The 16,236-nt window shown below is 66.1% G+C and carries 15 protein-coding genes and 2 pseudogenes; 10 read left to right on the forward strand and 7 right to left on the reverse strand.

The window, feature by feature from the left end:
* Positions 1–11 precede the first annotated feature (11 nt).
* Positions 12–95, reverse strand: a pseudogene (locus U9983_RS27695) (AAA family ATPase); the annotation flags it as partial.
* A 629-nt stretch (positions 96–724) separates the two neighbouring features.
* Here U9983_RS27695 and U9983_RS03210 point away from each other — a divergent pair.
* Positions 725–1,885 (forward strand): epoxide hydrolase, encoded by a 1,161-nt coding sequence (locus U9983_RS03210; RefSeq protein ID WP_322752578.1) that lies wholly within the window; start codon positions 725–727, stop codon positions 1,883–1,885.
* A 102-nt stretch (positions 1,886–1,987) separates the two neighbouring features.
* Here the strand turns inward: U9983_RS03210 and U9983_RS03215 are convergent, their stop codons facing one another.
* The 4 genes from U9983_RS03215 to U9983_RS03230 form a co-directional block, all read right to left on the reverse strand.
* Complete coding sequence (locus tag U9983_RS03215) at positions 1,988–2,323, reverse strand: helix-turn-helix domain-containing protein (protein ID WP_322752579.1); 336 nt, start codon at positions 2,321–2,323, stop codon at positions 1,988–1,990.
* 14 nt (positions 2,324–2,337) lie between these two features.
* The gene (locus U9983_RS03220; RefSeq protein ID WP_322752580.1) at positions 2,338–2,538 is read right to left on the reverse strand and encodes a hypothetical protein; all 201 of its coding nucleotides are present in this window, start codon (positions 2,536–2,538) and stop codon (positions 2,338–2,340) included.
* Positions 2,539–2,671: 133 nt separating this feature from the next.
* Complete coding sequence (locus tag U9983_RS03225; RefSeq protein ID WP_322752581.1) at positions 2,672–3,064, reverse strand: type II toxin-antitoxin system VapC family toxin; 393 nt, start codon at positions 3,062–3,064, stop codon at positions 2,672–2,674.
* Positions 3,061–3,297, reverse strand: coding sequence for a FitA-like ribbon-helix-helix domain-containing protein (locus U9983_RS03230; protein ID WP_322748999.1), 237 nt, complete (start codon positions 3,295–3,297; stop codon positions 3,061–3,063). The genes U9983_RS03225 and U9983_RS03230 overlap by 4 nt, the downstream gene beginning before the upstream one ends.
* A gap of 429 nt (positions 3,298–3,726) precedes the next feature.
* On the opposite strand from U9983_RS03230, the gene U9983_RS03235 reads away from it, so the two are divergent.
* Positions 3,727–4,215, forward strand: coding sequence for a hypothetical protein (locus tag U9983_RS03235; RefSeq protein WP_322752582.1), 489 nt, complete (start codon positions 3,727–3,729; stop codon positions 4,213–4,215).
* A gap of 442 nt (positions 4,216–4,657) precedes the next feature.
* A complete protein-coding gene (locus U9983_RS03240) occupies positions 4,658–6,040 on the forward strand; it encodes an alpha/beta hydrolase domain-containing protein (protein WP_322752583.1) in 1,383 nt (460 codons plus the stop codon).
* A gap of 106 nt (positions 6,041–6,146) precedes the next feature.
* Here U9983_RS03240 and U9983_RS03245 read toward each other — a convergent pair whose 3' ends face one another.
* On the reverse strand, positions 6,147–7,022 hold the full coding sequence (locus U9983_RS03245) for an LLM class F420-dependent oxidoreductase (RefSeq protein ID WP_322752584.1): 876 nt from the start codon (positions 7,020–7,022) through the stop codon (positions 6,147–6,149).
* Between the two features lie 18 nt (positions 7,023–7,040).
* Positions 7,041–7,775, reverse strand: a complete 735-nt coding sequence (locus tag U9983_RS03250; RefSeq protein ID WP_322752585.1) for an enoyl-CoA hydratase-related protein — start codon at positions 7,773–7,775, stop codon at positions 7,041–7,043.
* 294 nt (positions 7,776–8,069) lie between these two features.
* Between U9983_RS03250 and U9983_RS03255 the strand changes: the two genes are divergently transcribed.
* The 7 genes and pseudogenes from U9983_RS03255 to U9983_RS03285 form a co-directional block, all read left to right on the forward strand.
* Positions 8,070–8,666 carry a TetR/AcrR family transcriptional regulator gene (locus U9983_RS03255; protein ID WP_322752586.1) on the forward strand — a complete coding sequence of 199 codons (597 nt, stop codon included), beginning with the start codon at positions 8,070–8,072 and terminating at the stop codon, positions 8,664–8,666.
* Positions 8,667–9,170: 504 nt separating this feature from the next.
* A complete protein-coding gene (locus tag U9983_RS03260) occupies positions 9,171–10,214 on the forward strand; it encodes an aldo/keto reductase (protein WP_322752594.1) in 1,044 nt (347 codons plus the stop codon).
* 300 nt (positions 10,215–10,514) lie between these two features.
* Complete coding sequence (locus tag U9983_RS03265; protein WP_322752587.1) at positions 10,515–11,987, forward strand: hypothetical protein; 1,473 nt, start codon at positions 10,515–10,517, stop codon at positions 11,985–11,987.
* Positions 11,988–12,206: 219 nt separating this feature from the next.
* Positions 12,207–13,472 (forward strand): magnesium transporter CorA family protein, encoded by a 1,266-nt coding sequence (locus U9983_RS03270; protein ID WP_322752588.1) that lies wholly within the window; start codon positions 12,207–12,209, stop codon positions 13,470–13,472.
* A gap of 255 nt (positions 13,473–13,727) precedes the next feature.
* Positions 13,728–14,168: an NUDIX domain-containing protein gene (locus tag U9983_RS03275; protein ID WP_322752589.1), complete on the forward strand. Its 441-nt coding sequence runs from the start codon at positions 13,728–13,730 to the stop codon at positions 14,166–14,168.
* Between the two features lie 433 nt (positions 14,169–14,601).
* Positions 14,602–15,525, forward strand: coding sequence for a TerB family tellurite resistance protein (locus U9983_RS03280; protein ID WP_322752590.1), 924 nt, complete (start codon positions 14,602–14,604; stop codon positions 15,523–15,525).
* Positions 15,526–15,987: 462 nt separating this feature from the next.
* A pseudogene (locus tag U9983_RS03285) lies at positions 15,988–16,236 on the forward strand (hypothetical protein); the annotation flags it as partial.

Here is a 16,236-nt window from a genome sequence, read left to right on the forward strand (position 1 = left end):
TCAGTTGGGGCTCAGGTGGTGAGGGCTCGGGTGCGGGCGAGGCGGTAGGAGTCGGTGCCGGTCTCGATGCTGTTGCCGCCGAAGGTGAGTCGGTCTGGAGTGGTTCCGCTTTTCTGGACGCCCTTTTAAGCCGCCATTTGGCTGATATTTCTGTAGCCTAGCTCGTATTCTCTGGGTATCAAGTATTCGAGTGTGGAATGACGGCGTATCGAGACCATATCTCGCGCTCCCGATCAATCGGGCAGCTTTACCGAGTGTCCACTAAAGCGGGTACGGTCCACTTCCGCCGTTACGCGACCGGTTGCAAGCAGGGCCGCCTTCTCAAGCACAGCGAGACAAAAGATACCGCTATTATCGCTTGACGCACGGGGCAGGGAACACTCCGGCCGTAAGCTCTCGCAATGGTTGCGGATAGTACTGTCCATTAACGGAGAGTGGTCCATTGCAACCAGCCGCTCGTAGTCGCGTAGTACCCGGTCGTTCGTGTGGTCACCGACCCAGCCCGTCATCGCCCGGGGGATCAGTCGTGCTCGCCGACCGACCCCAGCCGGTCGATCTGCTTGTTGAGGTTGCGGACCTGGACCGAGCGGTCGCCGCAGGCGTCCGCCAGCAGCGGTCGGATCGCATCAACCAAATGAGTTGTATGATTTTTCGTATCCTGGGAGCGATGGCTGCCGATGACCCACCGACCCCCACCGGCGTGACTCGCGAATGGATCCAGGTCATGACCCCACCAACGATCGAACCGTTCGATGTGCGTGTCACCACCGCCGAGATCGACGACCTCCGCGACCGGCTTGCCCGGACCCGGTGGCCCGACCAGATACCCGGCACCGCGTGGGACTACGGCACTGAACGTGACTTCCTGGTCGAGCTGTGTCGGTACTGGAAGGACGACTACGACTGGTCGGGCTTCCAGACCCGGGCCAACGCCTTTCCTCAGTTCACGACCGAGATCGACGGGCAGCGCATCCATTTCATCCACGCCCGCTCGCCCGAGCCGACGGCCCGGCCCCTGCTGCTGACCCACGGTTGGCCGGGCTCGGTGGCAGAGTTCTGGCAGGTGCTCGGCCCCCTGTCCGACCCGGCAAGCCACGGCGGTGACCCGGCCGACGCTTTCCACGTCGTCGCCCCGTCCCTGCCCGGCTACGGCTTCTCGGGTCCGACGACCGAGCGGGGATGGACCATCACCCGGGCTGCGGCCGCCTTCCTGGAGCTCATGACCCGCCTGGACTACGAGCGGTTCTTCGCGCAGGGAGGCGACTGGGGCAGCGCGGTCACCACCACGGTCGCCGGCCTGGCCCCCGAGCGGGTACGGGCCATCCACCTCAACCTGCTGCCGGCGCCGCCGCCGGACCGCAACGACCCAACCGCCGGCCTGGACGAAGCCGACCTGGCCATCCTGGCCCGCGTGAAGCATTTCGCCGACCACGAGACCGGCTACCAGAAGATCCAGGGGACGAAGCCGCAGACGCTCGCTTACGGCCTCGCCGACTCGCCGGCCGGGCTCGCCGGCTGGATCGTGGAGAAGTTCCACGGATGGAGCGACTGCGACGACACGATCGAATCCCGCTTCAGTCGCGACCGGCTGCTCGACAACATCTCGATCTACTGGCTGACCGGGACGATCAACTCCTCGACCCGCCTCTACTACGAGTCGATCGGTCCCGGCCGGCGCCACACACCCCCGCCGATCACGGTCCCGCTCGGCCATGCCGCGTTCCCGGCCGAAATCGTCCGGGCCCCTCGCAGCTGGTGTGAGGCGGCCTTCCCCACCCTGTGTCACTGGACGGATATGCCCCGGGGCGGCCACTTCGCGGCGATGGAGGAGCCCGAGCTGCTCGTCGATGACGTCCGCACATTCTTCCGCACCCAGCGGCTCTGAACGGGTCTGAACGGGTCTGTTGCGTTGGCGAGGTCCGCCGTTTCGGCGTCCGGCCCGACATGATCGAGGAATGCGTCGAGGATGCCATTGAAAATGTGCAGCTTATGTCAGCCGGTACTCCCGGTCACCGAAATCCGCGACGACACGTAGCTTCCCACCAAGAGCGTGCACGTACGCCCGCAACGTAGAGAACGTGACTGTGTCAAGTTCGCCCCGCTCGATCGCCGACACCCGGGGCTGCGTGACCCCCATCACCGCAGCGACGTCCTCCTGGGTCCGGTCCTGCTCGGCGCGCACCTGAGCGAGATGCCACGCACGGATGTGGTCAGCAGTGGCTTCGCGGGCATGCTCCATGTCGTCGTCGGTGAGCTCGAGCTCGGCCAACAGCTCTCCGACGTCCTCGTATGCGTGCCACCCTGCGGCGGTCTCCTTCGTCATCTCAATCAGCCCCATCAGTCAACGCCGGCGCTGGCGGGCACCAACTCCTTCAAGCTGTGCACCCGGCTGCCCTTGACCCGGTAAACAAGCGGACGTCCTTCGTCCGGACCGCGGCCGTCGATCACATGCTGGATAGCCTGCCCGACGAGCGCCGCCGTTTCACGGTCACCCTTGCGGATCTCGTGCAACCAGTCCCGCACCTCGGGATGTATCACCAGCAGTCACCTGGCCATAGCTTCAATATAATATAAACGTTATGATCTTGCCGCCGCGATGGAGGTACTAACGCCGGCTGTCGACGTGACCGGTTGATGCCGCCCCCACCAGCTGTACGGACCGGCATCGAGCCTACGGGGTCGCAAAGACGCAGCGAGGTCCAGCGGCCTTCGTCAACCGGACGTCGAGTGTGGCCAGCTTTGCGTCCAGCGACTCGGCGAGCGCGACGTACCAACCGTCGTAGGCGGTGACATTCTCGCGCAGTTCCCACACCCTGCTGGCGAACGGTTCGTAGGCGAACAGCTCGACCCGCAGGCTCAGCAGGTCGGCGTAGGCCAGGGCCGCGGTGTCGGCTGAGATCTCGCTGGCCATGACGGCCCGGCGTAGCACGTTGGCGACCTCCACCGGCATGAGATGAGGCGCGGCCAGGTCATCTGTTGCGAGCAGGTGATCCGCCCAGGTGCCGATCTCGCCGCTGTCGACGAGCGCGGCCACCACCAGGCCGGAGTCGACGACGAGGCTCATCGACGGTCGGCGTCGCGATGGCCGATGATCGACTCGACCGACAATCGGCTGCCGACGCGTTGCTTGCGGTCACGGACGCGCGCCAGCAGCACCTCCGCGTCCGGCCGGCGGGCGAGCTCGATCAGTGCAGAACGCACATACTCCTGCAGCGAGCGACCGCTGAGCGCGGCCCGGGAGGCAAGCTCGTCGCGAGTCTCGTCAGGGACATCCCGGATGGTGATCGCAGTGACCATAGCAGCATTATGCTGCTAGCAGCAGCGCATAGCAAGCACGCGTGGCGGGTCTGCCGGTGCTTCGGGACGCGCGTCGCAGCATCGCTCCCCATCCATCGCTGCGCGGTGCACGGGTATCCCGGCTCTGTCGGTCGACACCCAACACCTCCGGTGCCTCCCTTCTCGCATCTTGCGATCTACGCACCCCAGCCCCGCTCCTTGATCCACGCCCCTGTTGTCGGGCGCTCTTAGCACTGGCACCTGTGGGTCTGGCCGGGACCAGCATCACGTGATCGTCGCCAGAGTCGCTTCTCGACGCCAAAGCCGTGCACCGGGCTGCCCCTGTCGCGCCCGCGTTCACACCCGATTCGAACAAAACTTTGGACGGACGCATATTTCCGGAAATTAGCCTCGGCCAAGGAAGATCGAGTCAATCCGAGGAGTATGTCGATGGCCCGTCATCGCAGACGCAGCAGCACTACCCTCGCCGCCGCCCGGGCGGTCGGGGTGTTCACGGCCGTCGGCATGACCGCGGCGGTCGGCCTCGCCCCCGCCGCAGAGGCGGCCACGGCACCCGCCGCCGACACCGGAACCGGCTCGGTCACCGTGTCGATTGTCGAGCCGGTGGCCGTCAGCGGTACCGCCGTGACTACGGTTACCTGCACGACCGGCCACGTCTACCAGGCTTCCGTTACGAGTGTCCCCGTCAACGGTGACGTTCTGTCATTCACCGTTCGGGCACCTGGCTACCACGGGCCGGGTAACTACCCTGCTGTCGTCACCGCCCAGTTGACCGAGTCCGACGGCACGGTCGTCACTCTCCCCGCAGGCCCGGTGCCGACCACGATCACCGCTACCGGAGGCTCCACCACCATCGACGGGCAGACCCCAAACGGCATCCCGGTCGACGCCTCGGTCGCCTGGGTGTGCACGACATGACAGGTCGTGTATGCGCCTGGCTCGGCCAAGTGTTGGGCGTCTCGCCGGATAAGAGCGCCCGGCAATAGGCCGACGCGCCCTGCGCGAAGCCCGTACCGCCGGGAGAAGGGAATCCTCGCCGGTGAGCTGTCACCCGACGGCCACCACGGCCCGACCACCCGATCGCCGACGTCACGACTATTGCCGGTCGCTCTAAACCGTCGCGACCGCGCGTATTCGTTTGACAGCCTGAATCGTAAGGGTTGAGACAAGAAGCTGACGCGCTCGGCTCCAGTGCCGAGCCGTCTACGGAACGTCCCGGAGCCGAGCTACTTCCTTGTGTGATGGGACGCCGAGCGTTTGTTGACATCTCAGGCACTCGTTGACTTGGACCTTCCGCAACCCGATGCTGGTCACTGCCACAGTTGCAGCCCTGCCACCAGCAACGGGAGAAGCACGGTTGATGAGTGAGAGCGCACGTCTGACCGGGCCTGTCAGCGGTGGGACCCGCGGCTGGCCCATGAGCACCACGTTGGTGGATGTGAGTACCTACGGTTATGTCGAGGAGGAGTACTTCTTCGAAGGTGACGCGACCACGTACCGCCTCGCCGATGGCGAGTTACGCGCGGACGGCCGCTGGACGGCGGAGCCCAGCGATACCCACCCCTTCAAGACTCGGATGATTATCCGGCGCCCAGTCGACGCGGCGAAGTTCAACGGCACCGTGATCGTTTCGTGGATCAACGTCTCCATGGGCTCGGACATGTTTCAGCTCGACACGCCGGAAACCTTCGAAGGTGGCTTCGCGGTGGTCGCTGTCTCCGCGCAGGCGGTAGGCGTGCACGGCTTCGACACAGCCTCTCCCCAGGGTCTGGTGAGCTGGGATCCCGAACGCTATGGCTCCCTGGCTATTCCCTCCGACGACGCCTCCTACGGGATCTTCACGGCGGCGGCCCAGCTCGTTGGGCCCAAGCGCGACCTGGGCGCGAATGATCCGATGGGCGGGCTGGACGTCAAGCGACTGCTCGCGACCGGGGCGTCCCAGTCGGCGGCCCGGCTGCACACCTACTTCAACGCGGTCCAACCGCTGACGAACCTCTTCGACGGATTCCTGCTCGACGTCCATTTCGGCTGGGTCGCGCCTCTGTCGACCGAGAATGCCTCACGGGAACCCAACCTCCAGGGAGTCGTGGATCTTTTTCAGCCGGTCACGAGGCTACGGGACGATCTCGACATCCCGGTACTGGTGGTCAACACCGAGACCGAAACGCCGACGTACTTCAGGGTCCGCCAGCCGGACACCGAAATGTTCCGGCTCTGGGAGGCGGCCGGAACGGCTCACGCGTCCAGCTCCAGCATTCAAGAGGTCATGATCAAATTCGAGCGAGACTGGGGTACGAGCCTGCCCGCGTCGCCAACTCTCGATAGACCATCTCCGAACACCGTCAACCTCCGCCCACTGCGCGATGCTTCTCTCTTCCAAATGCAGCGTTGGCTGACCGAGCACATCCCGCCACCAGCGCAACCCCGCATCGAGATCGGCGGCGAACCGCCCACTGTTGTTCGCGACGCCAATGGCATCGCTCGCGGTGGCATCCGTTTGCCTACGGTAGCGGTACCGACCGCGAAGCTGACGGGAAGCAGCGGCTCCGCCAACCTGATCGAGAACTTGCCCGGTTCCTCGGAGCCGTTCTCGCCCGAGACTCTAAAAACACTCTACCCCACCCGAGAGCTTTATCTCGAGAAGGTCGAGAAAGCGGTTTCGGCGGGTATAGCCGCGGGCTTCATACTCCCACGCGACGCTGCGAGAATCATGCTCGAGGCTGAGTCCTCCGCCACTCCATAAACGCAAAGACGGGTCCCGGCCGGACGGCCTTCGAAGTGACGCTGACCGGGACCCGGGAGACTCGCGCCGGCTCGGGGGCTCGTGGGTGTGGAGTGATGTCAGTCAGTCAGTCGAGGAGGGCGGCGAGTTCGCGCCACTCGTGTAGCGGTAGGGCGGTGGGGTCGGCGGGGAGTACCTGGAGGGCGACGTGGTCGGCGCCGGCGTCGAGGTGCTCCTTTACCCGGCGGGCGATGTCGTCGATGGTGCCCCAGGCGACGAGAGCGTCGATGAGCCGGTCGCTGCCGCGTTCCGCGAGGTCGTTGTCGGTGAAGCCGAGCCGGCGCAGGTTGTTGGCGTAGTTGGGGAGGCGGATGACGCGGCCGATGTTGGCGCGGGCGATGCGCCGGGCCTCACTCGGTTCGGTGGCCAGTACGACTTTCTGTTCGGGGATCAGTAGCGGTCCTGGCCCGAGATGGCCGCGGGCGAACTGGGTGTGTTCGACGGGGACGGTGTAGGTGTGTGCGCCCTCGGTGAGCTCGGCGGCGAGGGTGAGCATCTTCGGGCCGAGGGCTGCGAGGACGCGGTGCAGGGGGGTAGTCGGTGGGGGGCCGGCGTAGGTGGCGGTGTCCATCGCGGCGAGGTAGTCGCGGGTTACCTGCAGTGGGCTGGTCGGCTGGTGTCCGCGGTTCGCGACCGTCAGGGTGTGGCTGACGCCGATACCGAGCAGGAAACGGTCGGGGAATCCTTCGGTGAGGGTGCGTTGGCCGTTGGCCATGGCGGTCGCGTCGCGGGCCCACAGGTTCGCGATCCCGGTCGCGACGACCATGCGCCCGGTGGTGGCGAGCAGCAGCGCGGCGTGGCTCATGACCTCTTTGCCGGCGGCCTCGGGGATCCACAGGGCGGGGAAGCCGAGTTCCTCGAGTTCGGCGACCGCGTCCTGCGCGGCGTGCAGCGGCTGTGCGTCGAGGGCGATCGACCAGATGCCGACCCGTCCGATGTGCATGTGTCTCCCCTCGCCTGCTCAGCGACTTCGCTGGAGTGTGGTGTCCGCCGAGGCGCGCCACGTATTTAGGTGCTCCTTCCCCGCGCGGAGGGTGTGTTCCGTTGTGTGGCCGACTGCCTCATTCATGCCCCGGCGCAGCATCCCGACGAGCCGGGCGTCGTGCATGCAGATCGTGCGCGCGACCTCAGCGCTGCGGTTCAGCAGCTCTGCCGGGGATGTGATTTCGGCGACGAGACCCGCGCGGAGCGCAGCCACGGCATCGAGGCGAAGTCCGCCGAGGGTCATCGCTTTCGCGGTCCGCAGGCCCACGGCCTCTACCAGATAGGCTGGTAGCCCTCCTCCTGGGTACGCGCCCACACGAGCGTGGGTATCGAAGAAAACCGCATTTTCAGCGGCGATGATCCAGTCGCACGCGAGCGCAAGCTCCAAGCCGCCGGTGACCGCAGGCCCGTTGACTGCGGCAATGATCGGTTTTGGGGTCTGCCCAATTGAGTGCAGCAGAGCGGTAACTGTTGTGCGATCGGCGTTCGCTTCGGCGTACGCGGCGAAGTCGAGTCCGGCGCAGAAAGCTGACCCCGCCCCGGTAACGACGCATGCGCCGAGTGAGTCATCGTGGGCGAGATCGGCAAGCGCATCGGCGAACGCGGACACCAGGCCCGGACTGAGCGCATTACGTTGGGGCGAGCGGTTCATCGTCACGGTCAGGACGCCGGCGTCCTTTGTGGCCAAAAGTGGATCCTGTGCTGAGGTCATACGAGCACTCCGTCCGTGAACAGTGTTTTGCCTGCTGTGGTTGCGGCCTGGACGATGGGTCGCCGCTGCGACCTCGCTCAACGCTCGCGCGGATTGCCGCGTCATCTTCGGATATGTCAGAGGCATTGACACGGGCGATCGGAATCGCATGCATCGCTTGAAAGCCCTCGAGCGCGTCTGCACGCTGTGGCTCGGGCAGGTCTGGTCGGAACAGCTTGTACACTGAGGTACGGGCGGCGACTGGCCGCGTTGTGGATTCGGCTTTGTTTCATCTAACAGCGATCGAGGGAACAGGTGGGTGATCGGTCCGCTCCGGCCCGCGGACGTCCACGGAGCGAAGCTGCTCACCGGCGGATACTCCAGGCTGCGGTCGAGGAAATTGCGGAGGTCGGCGTCGACGCATTCAGCGTCGCGAACTGCGCCCGGCGGGCACACGTCAGTAAGGGGACGATCTACCTCCGGTGGCCCAACGCGCATGAGCTCATGGTGGACGCTCTCGCCTCGGTGGCGACCTGGCCGCGGGTGGCCGACCTCGGTGGGCTGCGCGCCGAGTTGGAGGCGGTCGCCGGAGCTATCGCGGACCGTGACTGGTGGCACGATTTGCAAATGCTGATGCGTTTTGTCGGGGAGGCGGAACGCCACCCCAGGCTTTTCCAGGAATACGAACAGCGCACGGTGGTTGTTGGAGCGCGCAATGTGAGGGAAGTGTTCGACCGCGCCATCGCGCGGGGTGAGCTTCCTCCCGAGGTCGACCCGGGCGCTCTCGCGCTTGCGTTCGTGGGGGGGATCATGATCGGTCAGGAGCTTCTCCAGACGTCGGGGCACGAATTGCCGACTTCGCCAGTGGCGATCATCGACACTGTTATGGTGCTTGCGGTGAAGACACACTGATACTGCGGGAGAGACAGCATCGGGCGCACCGAATCACCGATTGTTGAATGTTGGGGTCCGGCGCTCAAGAAACGCAGCCATAGCAGCGCGTGAGAGGTGATCTGTGCTGCACCTTTCCAATATCCATCCGCGCCCCTCCCTGCGCACGACGAGCTCGCGGTGCTCATCGCAACCCGTGCTGTAACGCTCCGCGATACCGAGGCAACCTGCGTTAATTACTGTACCGTGACGGTACAGTAATCTTCCTCCCGGTGCCTCCACCGTGGGACGTCGGCGTCAGGCTCACGGCACCTGTCGGAGGATGCAAATGAGCGACATCCTGGTACGGGGCGGCACGCTCGTGGACGGGACCGGCGCGGCTGCGCCGGCCCGCCGGAGGCTACCGGGCGACCGTGGTGGCCGGCACCGTCGTCCAGGAGCATGGCACGCTGACCGGAGCGCGACCCGGCGCGCTGCTGCGCGCCGGTCAGTGACGCCACAGTGAGTACGGAGGATGAGCCACCGGTGGAATATCGAAAGCTCGGACGCACCGGCGTCGAGGTCAGCAGTCAGTGTCTCGGGGCCATGATGTTCGGCGCGCTCGGGAACACCGACCACGACGACTGCGTACGGATCATCGACCGGGCGCTGGAGTCCGGTATCAACTTCATCGACACGGCGGACGTGTATTCCCAGGGCGAAAGCGAGCAGATCGTCGGCCGGGCCATCAAGGGCCGGCGGGACGAAGTGGTCCTCGCCACCAAGTGCTTCAACTCCATGGGCACCGACCGCAACCAGCGGGGCGGCTCGCGGCGGTGGATCATCCGTGCCGTCGAGGACAGCCTGCGGCGGCTCGACACGGACCACATCGACCTCTTCCAGGTGCACCGCCATGACTGGGACACCGACCTGGAGGAGACCCTCGCGGCGCTGACCGACCTCGTCCGGGACGGGAAGGTCCGGTATCTGGGCTCGTCCTCGTTCCCGGCGGACTGGATCGTCGAGGCGCAATGGGCCGCCCGGCGCCGCAACAGCGAGCGGTTCGCGTGCGAGCAGCCGCAGTACTCGATCTTTGCTCGCTCGGCGGAGGAGGCGGTGCTGCCGGCCTGTCAGCGCCACGCGATGGGCGTGATCCCGTGGAGTCCGCTCGCGGGCGGCTGGCTGACGGGGAAATACCGGCGCGGCGAGGAGTCGCCGGCCGGGTCGAGGTACGCCCCTGGGGGAGCCCTCGCCGCACGGGGTGGGCGCAGCGTGGCGGACGACCGGAACTCACCCGTCCGGTTCGACGCGGTTGACCAACTCAGCGGTATCGCCGCTGCGGCCGGGCTGTCGCTGACGCACCTCTCGCTCGCGTTTGTCGGCAGCCATCCCGCGGTGACCTCGACCATCATCGGACCGAAGACGATGGAGCAACTCGACGACGCACTGGGTGCGGCCGACGTTCGGCTCGAGGGCGGGACGCTCGACGCGATCGACGCGGTGGTGCGGCCCGGCACCGACATCGCCGGCATCGTCCATCTGACGGGCAATCCGTCCTTGCGCCCCGAGCACCGCCGCCGAACGGCCTAGCCGGCCTGGTGACGGCCGAAGCGGGGGAGCGGCGCCGGGTGCGATACCGGCTCCGCTACGCGCCCGGCCCCGCCCCGCCCCGCCCTGCCCCGATGCAGATGGCGCAGCACGGTGCTGTCTGAGCTCGGCAGCCACACGTCGTCCAGGACGGTGTCAGTGGTCACCGTGGCGTCGCGTGCCGTTGGTCCGTGCGTCTTTCCGTGGGTTCACCGTGCTCTTTGGCATTCCGCAAGGTGCCGCGCTACCGGTGTCGACCAGGTTTCGGCACCGCGACGCGGCTCAGGGGGCGAAGGAGAGCACATGGCACGAAAAATGGGGATGGGAGCTGCGGCCACGTTCGGCGCGCTGTCAGTAGCGCTGGTGGCCGTGTCCACCGCGGTCGCGCCGACCGCGAACGCGAGCAGTATCAGCATGGATCCGTGGACGGTGAGCAGCGCGATCACGCCCGCCAACGTGACCGGGGGTCCGTGGACGCTGAGCCAGGCCGCCAGCCCGGCTCACACGGCCACCCTCGGCAGCCCGACCGCCGGGATGTGCAGTGGCACCGGTCTGTCGGCCCACGTCGGGACCGATCTCATGCAGCCGTACTACTTCCCGTTCACGGTGGGCAACGATCAGGTGATGACCGGGTACTTCGACTACCGGGTCAAGGACAAGGAAGAGCTGCTGGCCACCGGCACGTCCACCGATGGTGGGAAGAACTGGACCATCAACGGTACCGCCTACCAGCTCAACGACGGCCGGTGTGGCACCAGCGGCATCACCGACAACGGTGAGGGCCATGCAGCGGTGCTCAGGGTGAACGGTGTTCAGCACGTGTACACCCTTGATCGTGCGGCCTCACCGTCGTTCCTGCTCGAGCACACGTTGTCGCCCGCGGCCGGTAATCCGTTGGCCGGCCAGCCCGCGCAGGAGCCGGTCAGCGGCACTGTCGTGCCGGCGACCGCCCGGCAGGTGACCGGACTGGCCGTTCCCGACGGCATCCTCGGTGTCGTTCCCGGGTACCACCGGCCGGGCGCGCCGCGCGGCGAGGTAGAGGTGTTGTACCTGTCCAAGGAGAAGGGCTATTACACCCCGGGTTCCGCGGGAGCGTGCCCGACCGATGCGGCCAGCACGGCGTTGCTGGCCAGCCTCGGCAAGAGCCCGAACCAGGATCGCCCGATCCTGCACTTGGCGCATACCGCGGACGGGCTTGCGTTCACCGACGACGGTCCCGTCTCGTTCGACAAGATTGACCCGGCGGCGGTGCCCGGCGCTTCCCGTCCCGACTACACCAATACCCGTTTCGTCGGACCGCACGGCACCGTGATCCGGAACGACAACGGGACGTGGGGGCTGTTCTTCTCGGGTGGTAACTGTGACGACGGTGATTCAGACGCCTACCATTACATCGGCTACGCCCATTCCAGCGACGCGGTGCACTGGACGGTCGACAACGGGATCACCAACCCGCTGGTCGGCACCGATTACGCCAATCTCGGTACGGCCGACCCGGTGCGTCACCACTACACCGGCCGGGTTTATTCCCCGTCGGTGACGTTCGACCCGGATCATGACAGTGCGACGTTGGTGTTCTCCGGGTACAACACCCCGCAGCCGCTGCCGTCAACCAGCAAGATTTTTGGGCTGCCGACCCCGAACTACGCGCCGGTTGCTACCCAGGCCGACGACTACCGCACCATCCTGACCGTCACGCTCACTCACAATCGTGGGCGTGGATGGTTCGACCGTTCCGGTGGCGACAGCCACGGCGGCGGTCGTAACGACTGGTAGATATCGGGGCCGCGGCATCCGATTCGGTGCTGAAGGTCGGTGTTATTGTGACCTTCAGCGCCGAGACCGTGACCACCATCGGCATGACGTGCACCTTTCCCGTGCGATCCATACCCCCATCAAGCGGTTCTATCCGGGCTCATCCACAGGCCTCGATCATCGCTCCCGGCGGGCCTGACAGGTCCCGTGGCGGCAGGTGACGGGCGGTGGTCAGGCAGCATGGTGGTGGACCCCGACAGCGCTGTCGTGTCCACAGGCCCGTCGGGCAGAGTCGACGTTGAGGAGAAGGCGACCGTGACCGGACAGCACCCTGACCCGACGTCGCCGGGCGTTTGCCAGGATGGGGAGGGCGAGGTGCGGCTGTCCGCCACGGCCGTGGCCGTGCCGATCATGGGGGTCTCGGGTGGGGTGTTGCCGGTCCAACCTGCCCGGGGGTTGCCTGGCCGGGACGCGGACCCGGACGCGGACGAGGCGTTTCAGCGCTGCGTCGCGGTCGGCGGTGTGACCCGGTGCGCGGCGCGGACCCGGCTGTACCGGGAGGGAAAACTGGAGCTGGAGGGTTTCCCCGTCGCGGACATCAGTGACTACATCGACGGGGATGACGTGACGGTCTGGTTGGATCTGCACAGCCCTGACCGGGCGGATCTGGCTGTCCTGAGCGAGGAGTTCGGTCTACACCCGCTGGCGGTCGAGGATGCCGTGAACGTGCATCAGCGGGCGAAACTTGACCGGTATGCGGATCATTTGTTTGTGAGCGCCTATGGTGTGCGGTTGGATCCGGTGACCGGTACGGTCGTCACCAGCGAGATGGCGGTCTTCGTCACCGAGCGGGCTCTCATCACCGTCCGCAAGGATGACGGGTTCGATATTGAGGCGGTCGTGGAACGGTGGGACGCCAACCCCGACCTTGTCGCCCATGGTGTGGGCTACCTTCTCTACGGCCTGCTTGACGTTGTTGTTGACGGCCATTTCGAAGCGGTACAGGCTCTCGATGCCGCGATCGAGGACCTGGAGGACACCTTGTTCGCCGATGTTCCCCAGGGAGCCCTCGTCCAGCGGCGGAGCTTCGAGCTACGCAAGAGCCTGGTGCTCACCCGCCGGGTCGTCCTGCCGATGCGCGAGGTCGTCAACGCGTTGATGCGTCGCGATCTGCACATCGTCGTCGATCCGATGCAGCCCTATTTTCAGGACGTCTACGATCATGTCCTGCGGGCCAGTGAATGGACCGAAAGCCTGCGTGATCTCGTGACCACGATCCTGGAGACGAACCTGACCATTCAGGGCAACCGTCTCAACGAAATCATGAAGAAGCTCACCTCCTGGGCGGCGATCATCGCCGTGCCGACCGCGGTGACCGGTTTCTACGGGCAGAACGTTCCCTACCCCGGCGTCGGCCAGCACTGGGGATTCGCGGTGAGTACCAGCGTGATGCTCGCCATCGCCGGCGGGCTTTACTTCGGGTTCAAGCGACGCGACTGGCTGTAACGGCATTCTGGGTGGTCAGGCTCGACCCGCCGGGCCGGCACTGGTCACGGGTGACGCAAGCAGCAGGGGCACGGGCTTCCGAGGACGCTCATCGCACCTCGCATCGTGCGACCCGGTAGGCCGTGCTGGTGCCGGGCGTCCGGGGGAGGGGATGGCCCTCTGGCGGGGGAGGGCTGACACTTCTGGCGCGGCATGTCGGCAGAATCAGTCCTGCGATCTCCGTTCCTTGGAATCTCTGCCCGGGAGTGCTTGCTGATGCCTGTCACACCGAACAAGATCAGTGCCAGGATCGTGTTCCTCACTCGTGACCGGGTGCTCCTGGCCAACCGCCGGGGCGAGTCCTGGTACTTCCTGCCCGGCGGGCATGTCGCAGCCGGTGAGACCGTGGAGGTGGCTCTGCGCCGCGAGACCACCGAAGCGACCGGCCTGCACGTCGGTGACCTGCAGTTCCTCGGCTGTGCGGAACACAGCTACCAGGAAAAGGGAATCCGCGTCCACGAACTCAACGTCCTGTTCGTCGCGGAGCTGCCCTGGGGAGCCGAGATCGGCAGCCGCGAGGACGACGTCCACATCACCTCGATCGCGATCGGCAGTCTTGACGGGATCGACCTGCGCCCCGTCTCCCTCACCAGCGCGATCATCGAGTGGCGGGCCACGCACCGCCCGCTCTGGCGCGGGACCCGTGCCGGTCGGTAGTCCCCGGCGGGTCAGTCCGCCGGGGTGAGACGACGTTGCAACCATCCTCCAGGCGAGGATGTCAACCCGTACCGCTCCAGGTCCCGTCGGACGACGACGCAGGCCAGGATCGCATGATCACTCCTAGTGGCCGCATCGTCGGCCACGCCACGCCACGCCACGCCACGTCACGGCTTTCTGGCGATGGCAGCCGTCGTCTGCGCGGCCAGCACCTTCTGGGCCAGCGGCGGACGTTCGTTTCGGACCGCCGTACGGACAGGTGCGGAGCCTGGTCATGGGATAACCCCAGTATTTTCATCCGCAGCCCACGACCTGTTCGGGAACGGTCCTGGCGGCTGTGCCGATGGCGCCCATCCGCCTGGGGGATGACGCTCTCGGCCGTATTCTCGTCTGGCCATCACAGCCATCACGGCCATCACGGAGAGGGCTTCGGATGCTCGGCCTTGCCGCGATCCAGCTCGACGTTCGACTGGTGCTACGGGTGGATGACCGGGTGCTCCTTGCTCGGCCACCCGGGGACCTCTGGTATGTCCTGCCGGGTGGGCCGGTCCAACCGGGTGAGGACATCGAGGACACGCTTGGTGGCCATCTCGACGATGTTGGCGACATGACCACCATGGTTCGGGAGTTCGTCGGCGTCGTGGAGCACAGCCACCGACAGTCGAGCGATATGCCCGGTCCGGCCACGGCGCTGGCAGCCGGGCACGACCTGACGATCCTGTTCGCCACCGTCTGGCCGGCGGACACGGCGGTGCCCGCCGCGTGGCAGCACTGCCCGCTGGTAGCTGTCGACATCGATGTACTGCTGGCGACACGGCTGCGTCCGTTGCCGGTCGCCTGGGCGGTGCGGCGGTGGCTGGCCGAGGGATGGCCGCTGTGGCAGGGCATACCGCCAGCGGCCACCGAGATGGGCTGGGGCCGGCTGCGTCCCTCGGTCGCGTCGCTGCGCGCGCAGCTGACCGCGAGACGCGACGACCTACGCGGTAGCGCATTCCGCGATGCCTCGGTCGCCATCTGCGCCCTGGTGACCGCCTCCGATGGCCGCATCGACCCGGCCGAACGGGAGGGAATGCGCGGTTTTGTCGCCACCGACCCGGTGATGGCGAGCTTCCCGGCAGCCGAATTAGAGCAGTTGTTCGACATGCATCTGGCGCGGCTGCAGAGCGACTTCGCCGCGGGAAAACGGGTAGCCCTTGCCGAGATCGCCAAGGTACGGGGACGGGCCGTCGAGGCCCGTGCCGTGGTGCGCATCGGCGAGGTCATCGGCCGTGTCGACGGCGCGTTCGCGCCCAGTGAACAAGCAGTGGTCCGGGAGGCGATCGACGTGCTCGGCCTCGACCCAACCGAGTTCGCCTAACAGAGTGTTGCCTGAATTGATCGGTGGGTGGGGGCCTGTCTGGTGTGTGTCGGCAGTCGCGGGGGTGATGGTCTGTGGAGGCCGTTGTCCCAGGTTAGGTGGGGTATCTGGGGCTGGTGTCGGTGAGTTTCGGGAGTTTCCATTCGGGGTTGACGGCGGGGTTGACGGCGGGGTTGACGGCGGGGTTGACGGCCGGCGGTTACCGGGATCGACAGGCGTGGCCCACTCACCCGACAGGTCAGGTGAGACCCGTTCTCGTCACATGGCGTTCATCTGTATGAGATCAAATAGTGGCGTCGACGGGAACAGCTTGCTATCTTGTTGGCTTGTTGTCGCTTGTCGTGCATCGGCACGACAAGCTCCAGCGCCCTTCTCGCTCTGATGTCGGCCGTGTATCTTGGACCTGATCCGGTGTCGGCGCAATGCTGACCCGCGCTGGGGGGCAAAGAGCAAGGGACACGAGTGTACTTTTTGGATTTCGTCGCGGTTCTTGTCCGTCGCTGGTATATCCTGATCATCGGGATTATTCTGACCGGCCTGGCCGGGGTGGGCGTGCACGCCGCCATCGGTCCGACATTCCAAGCCCATGCGGCGGTGGTGATACTGCCGCCGACGTCGGACTCCGGGACCACCAGCACGGCGGCGAGCCGAAACCCGTATCTGTCCATTCCGCTGGGTAACACTGCGGATGTTCTTGCTCGGATCATGGGG

The organism is Protofrankia sp. Cas3 (assembly GCF_963555955.1).
Taxonomy (GTDB): Bacteria; Actinomycetota; Actinomycetes; order Frankiales; family Frankiaceae; genus Protofrankia.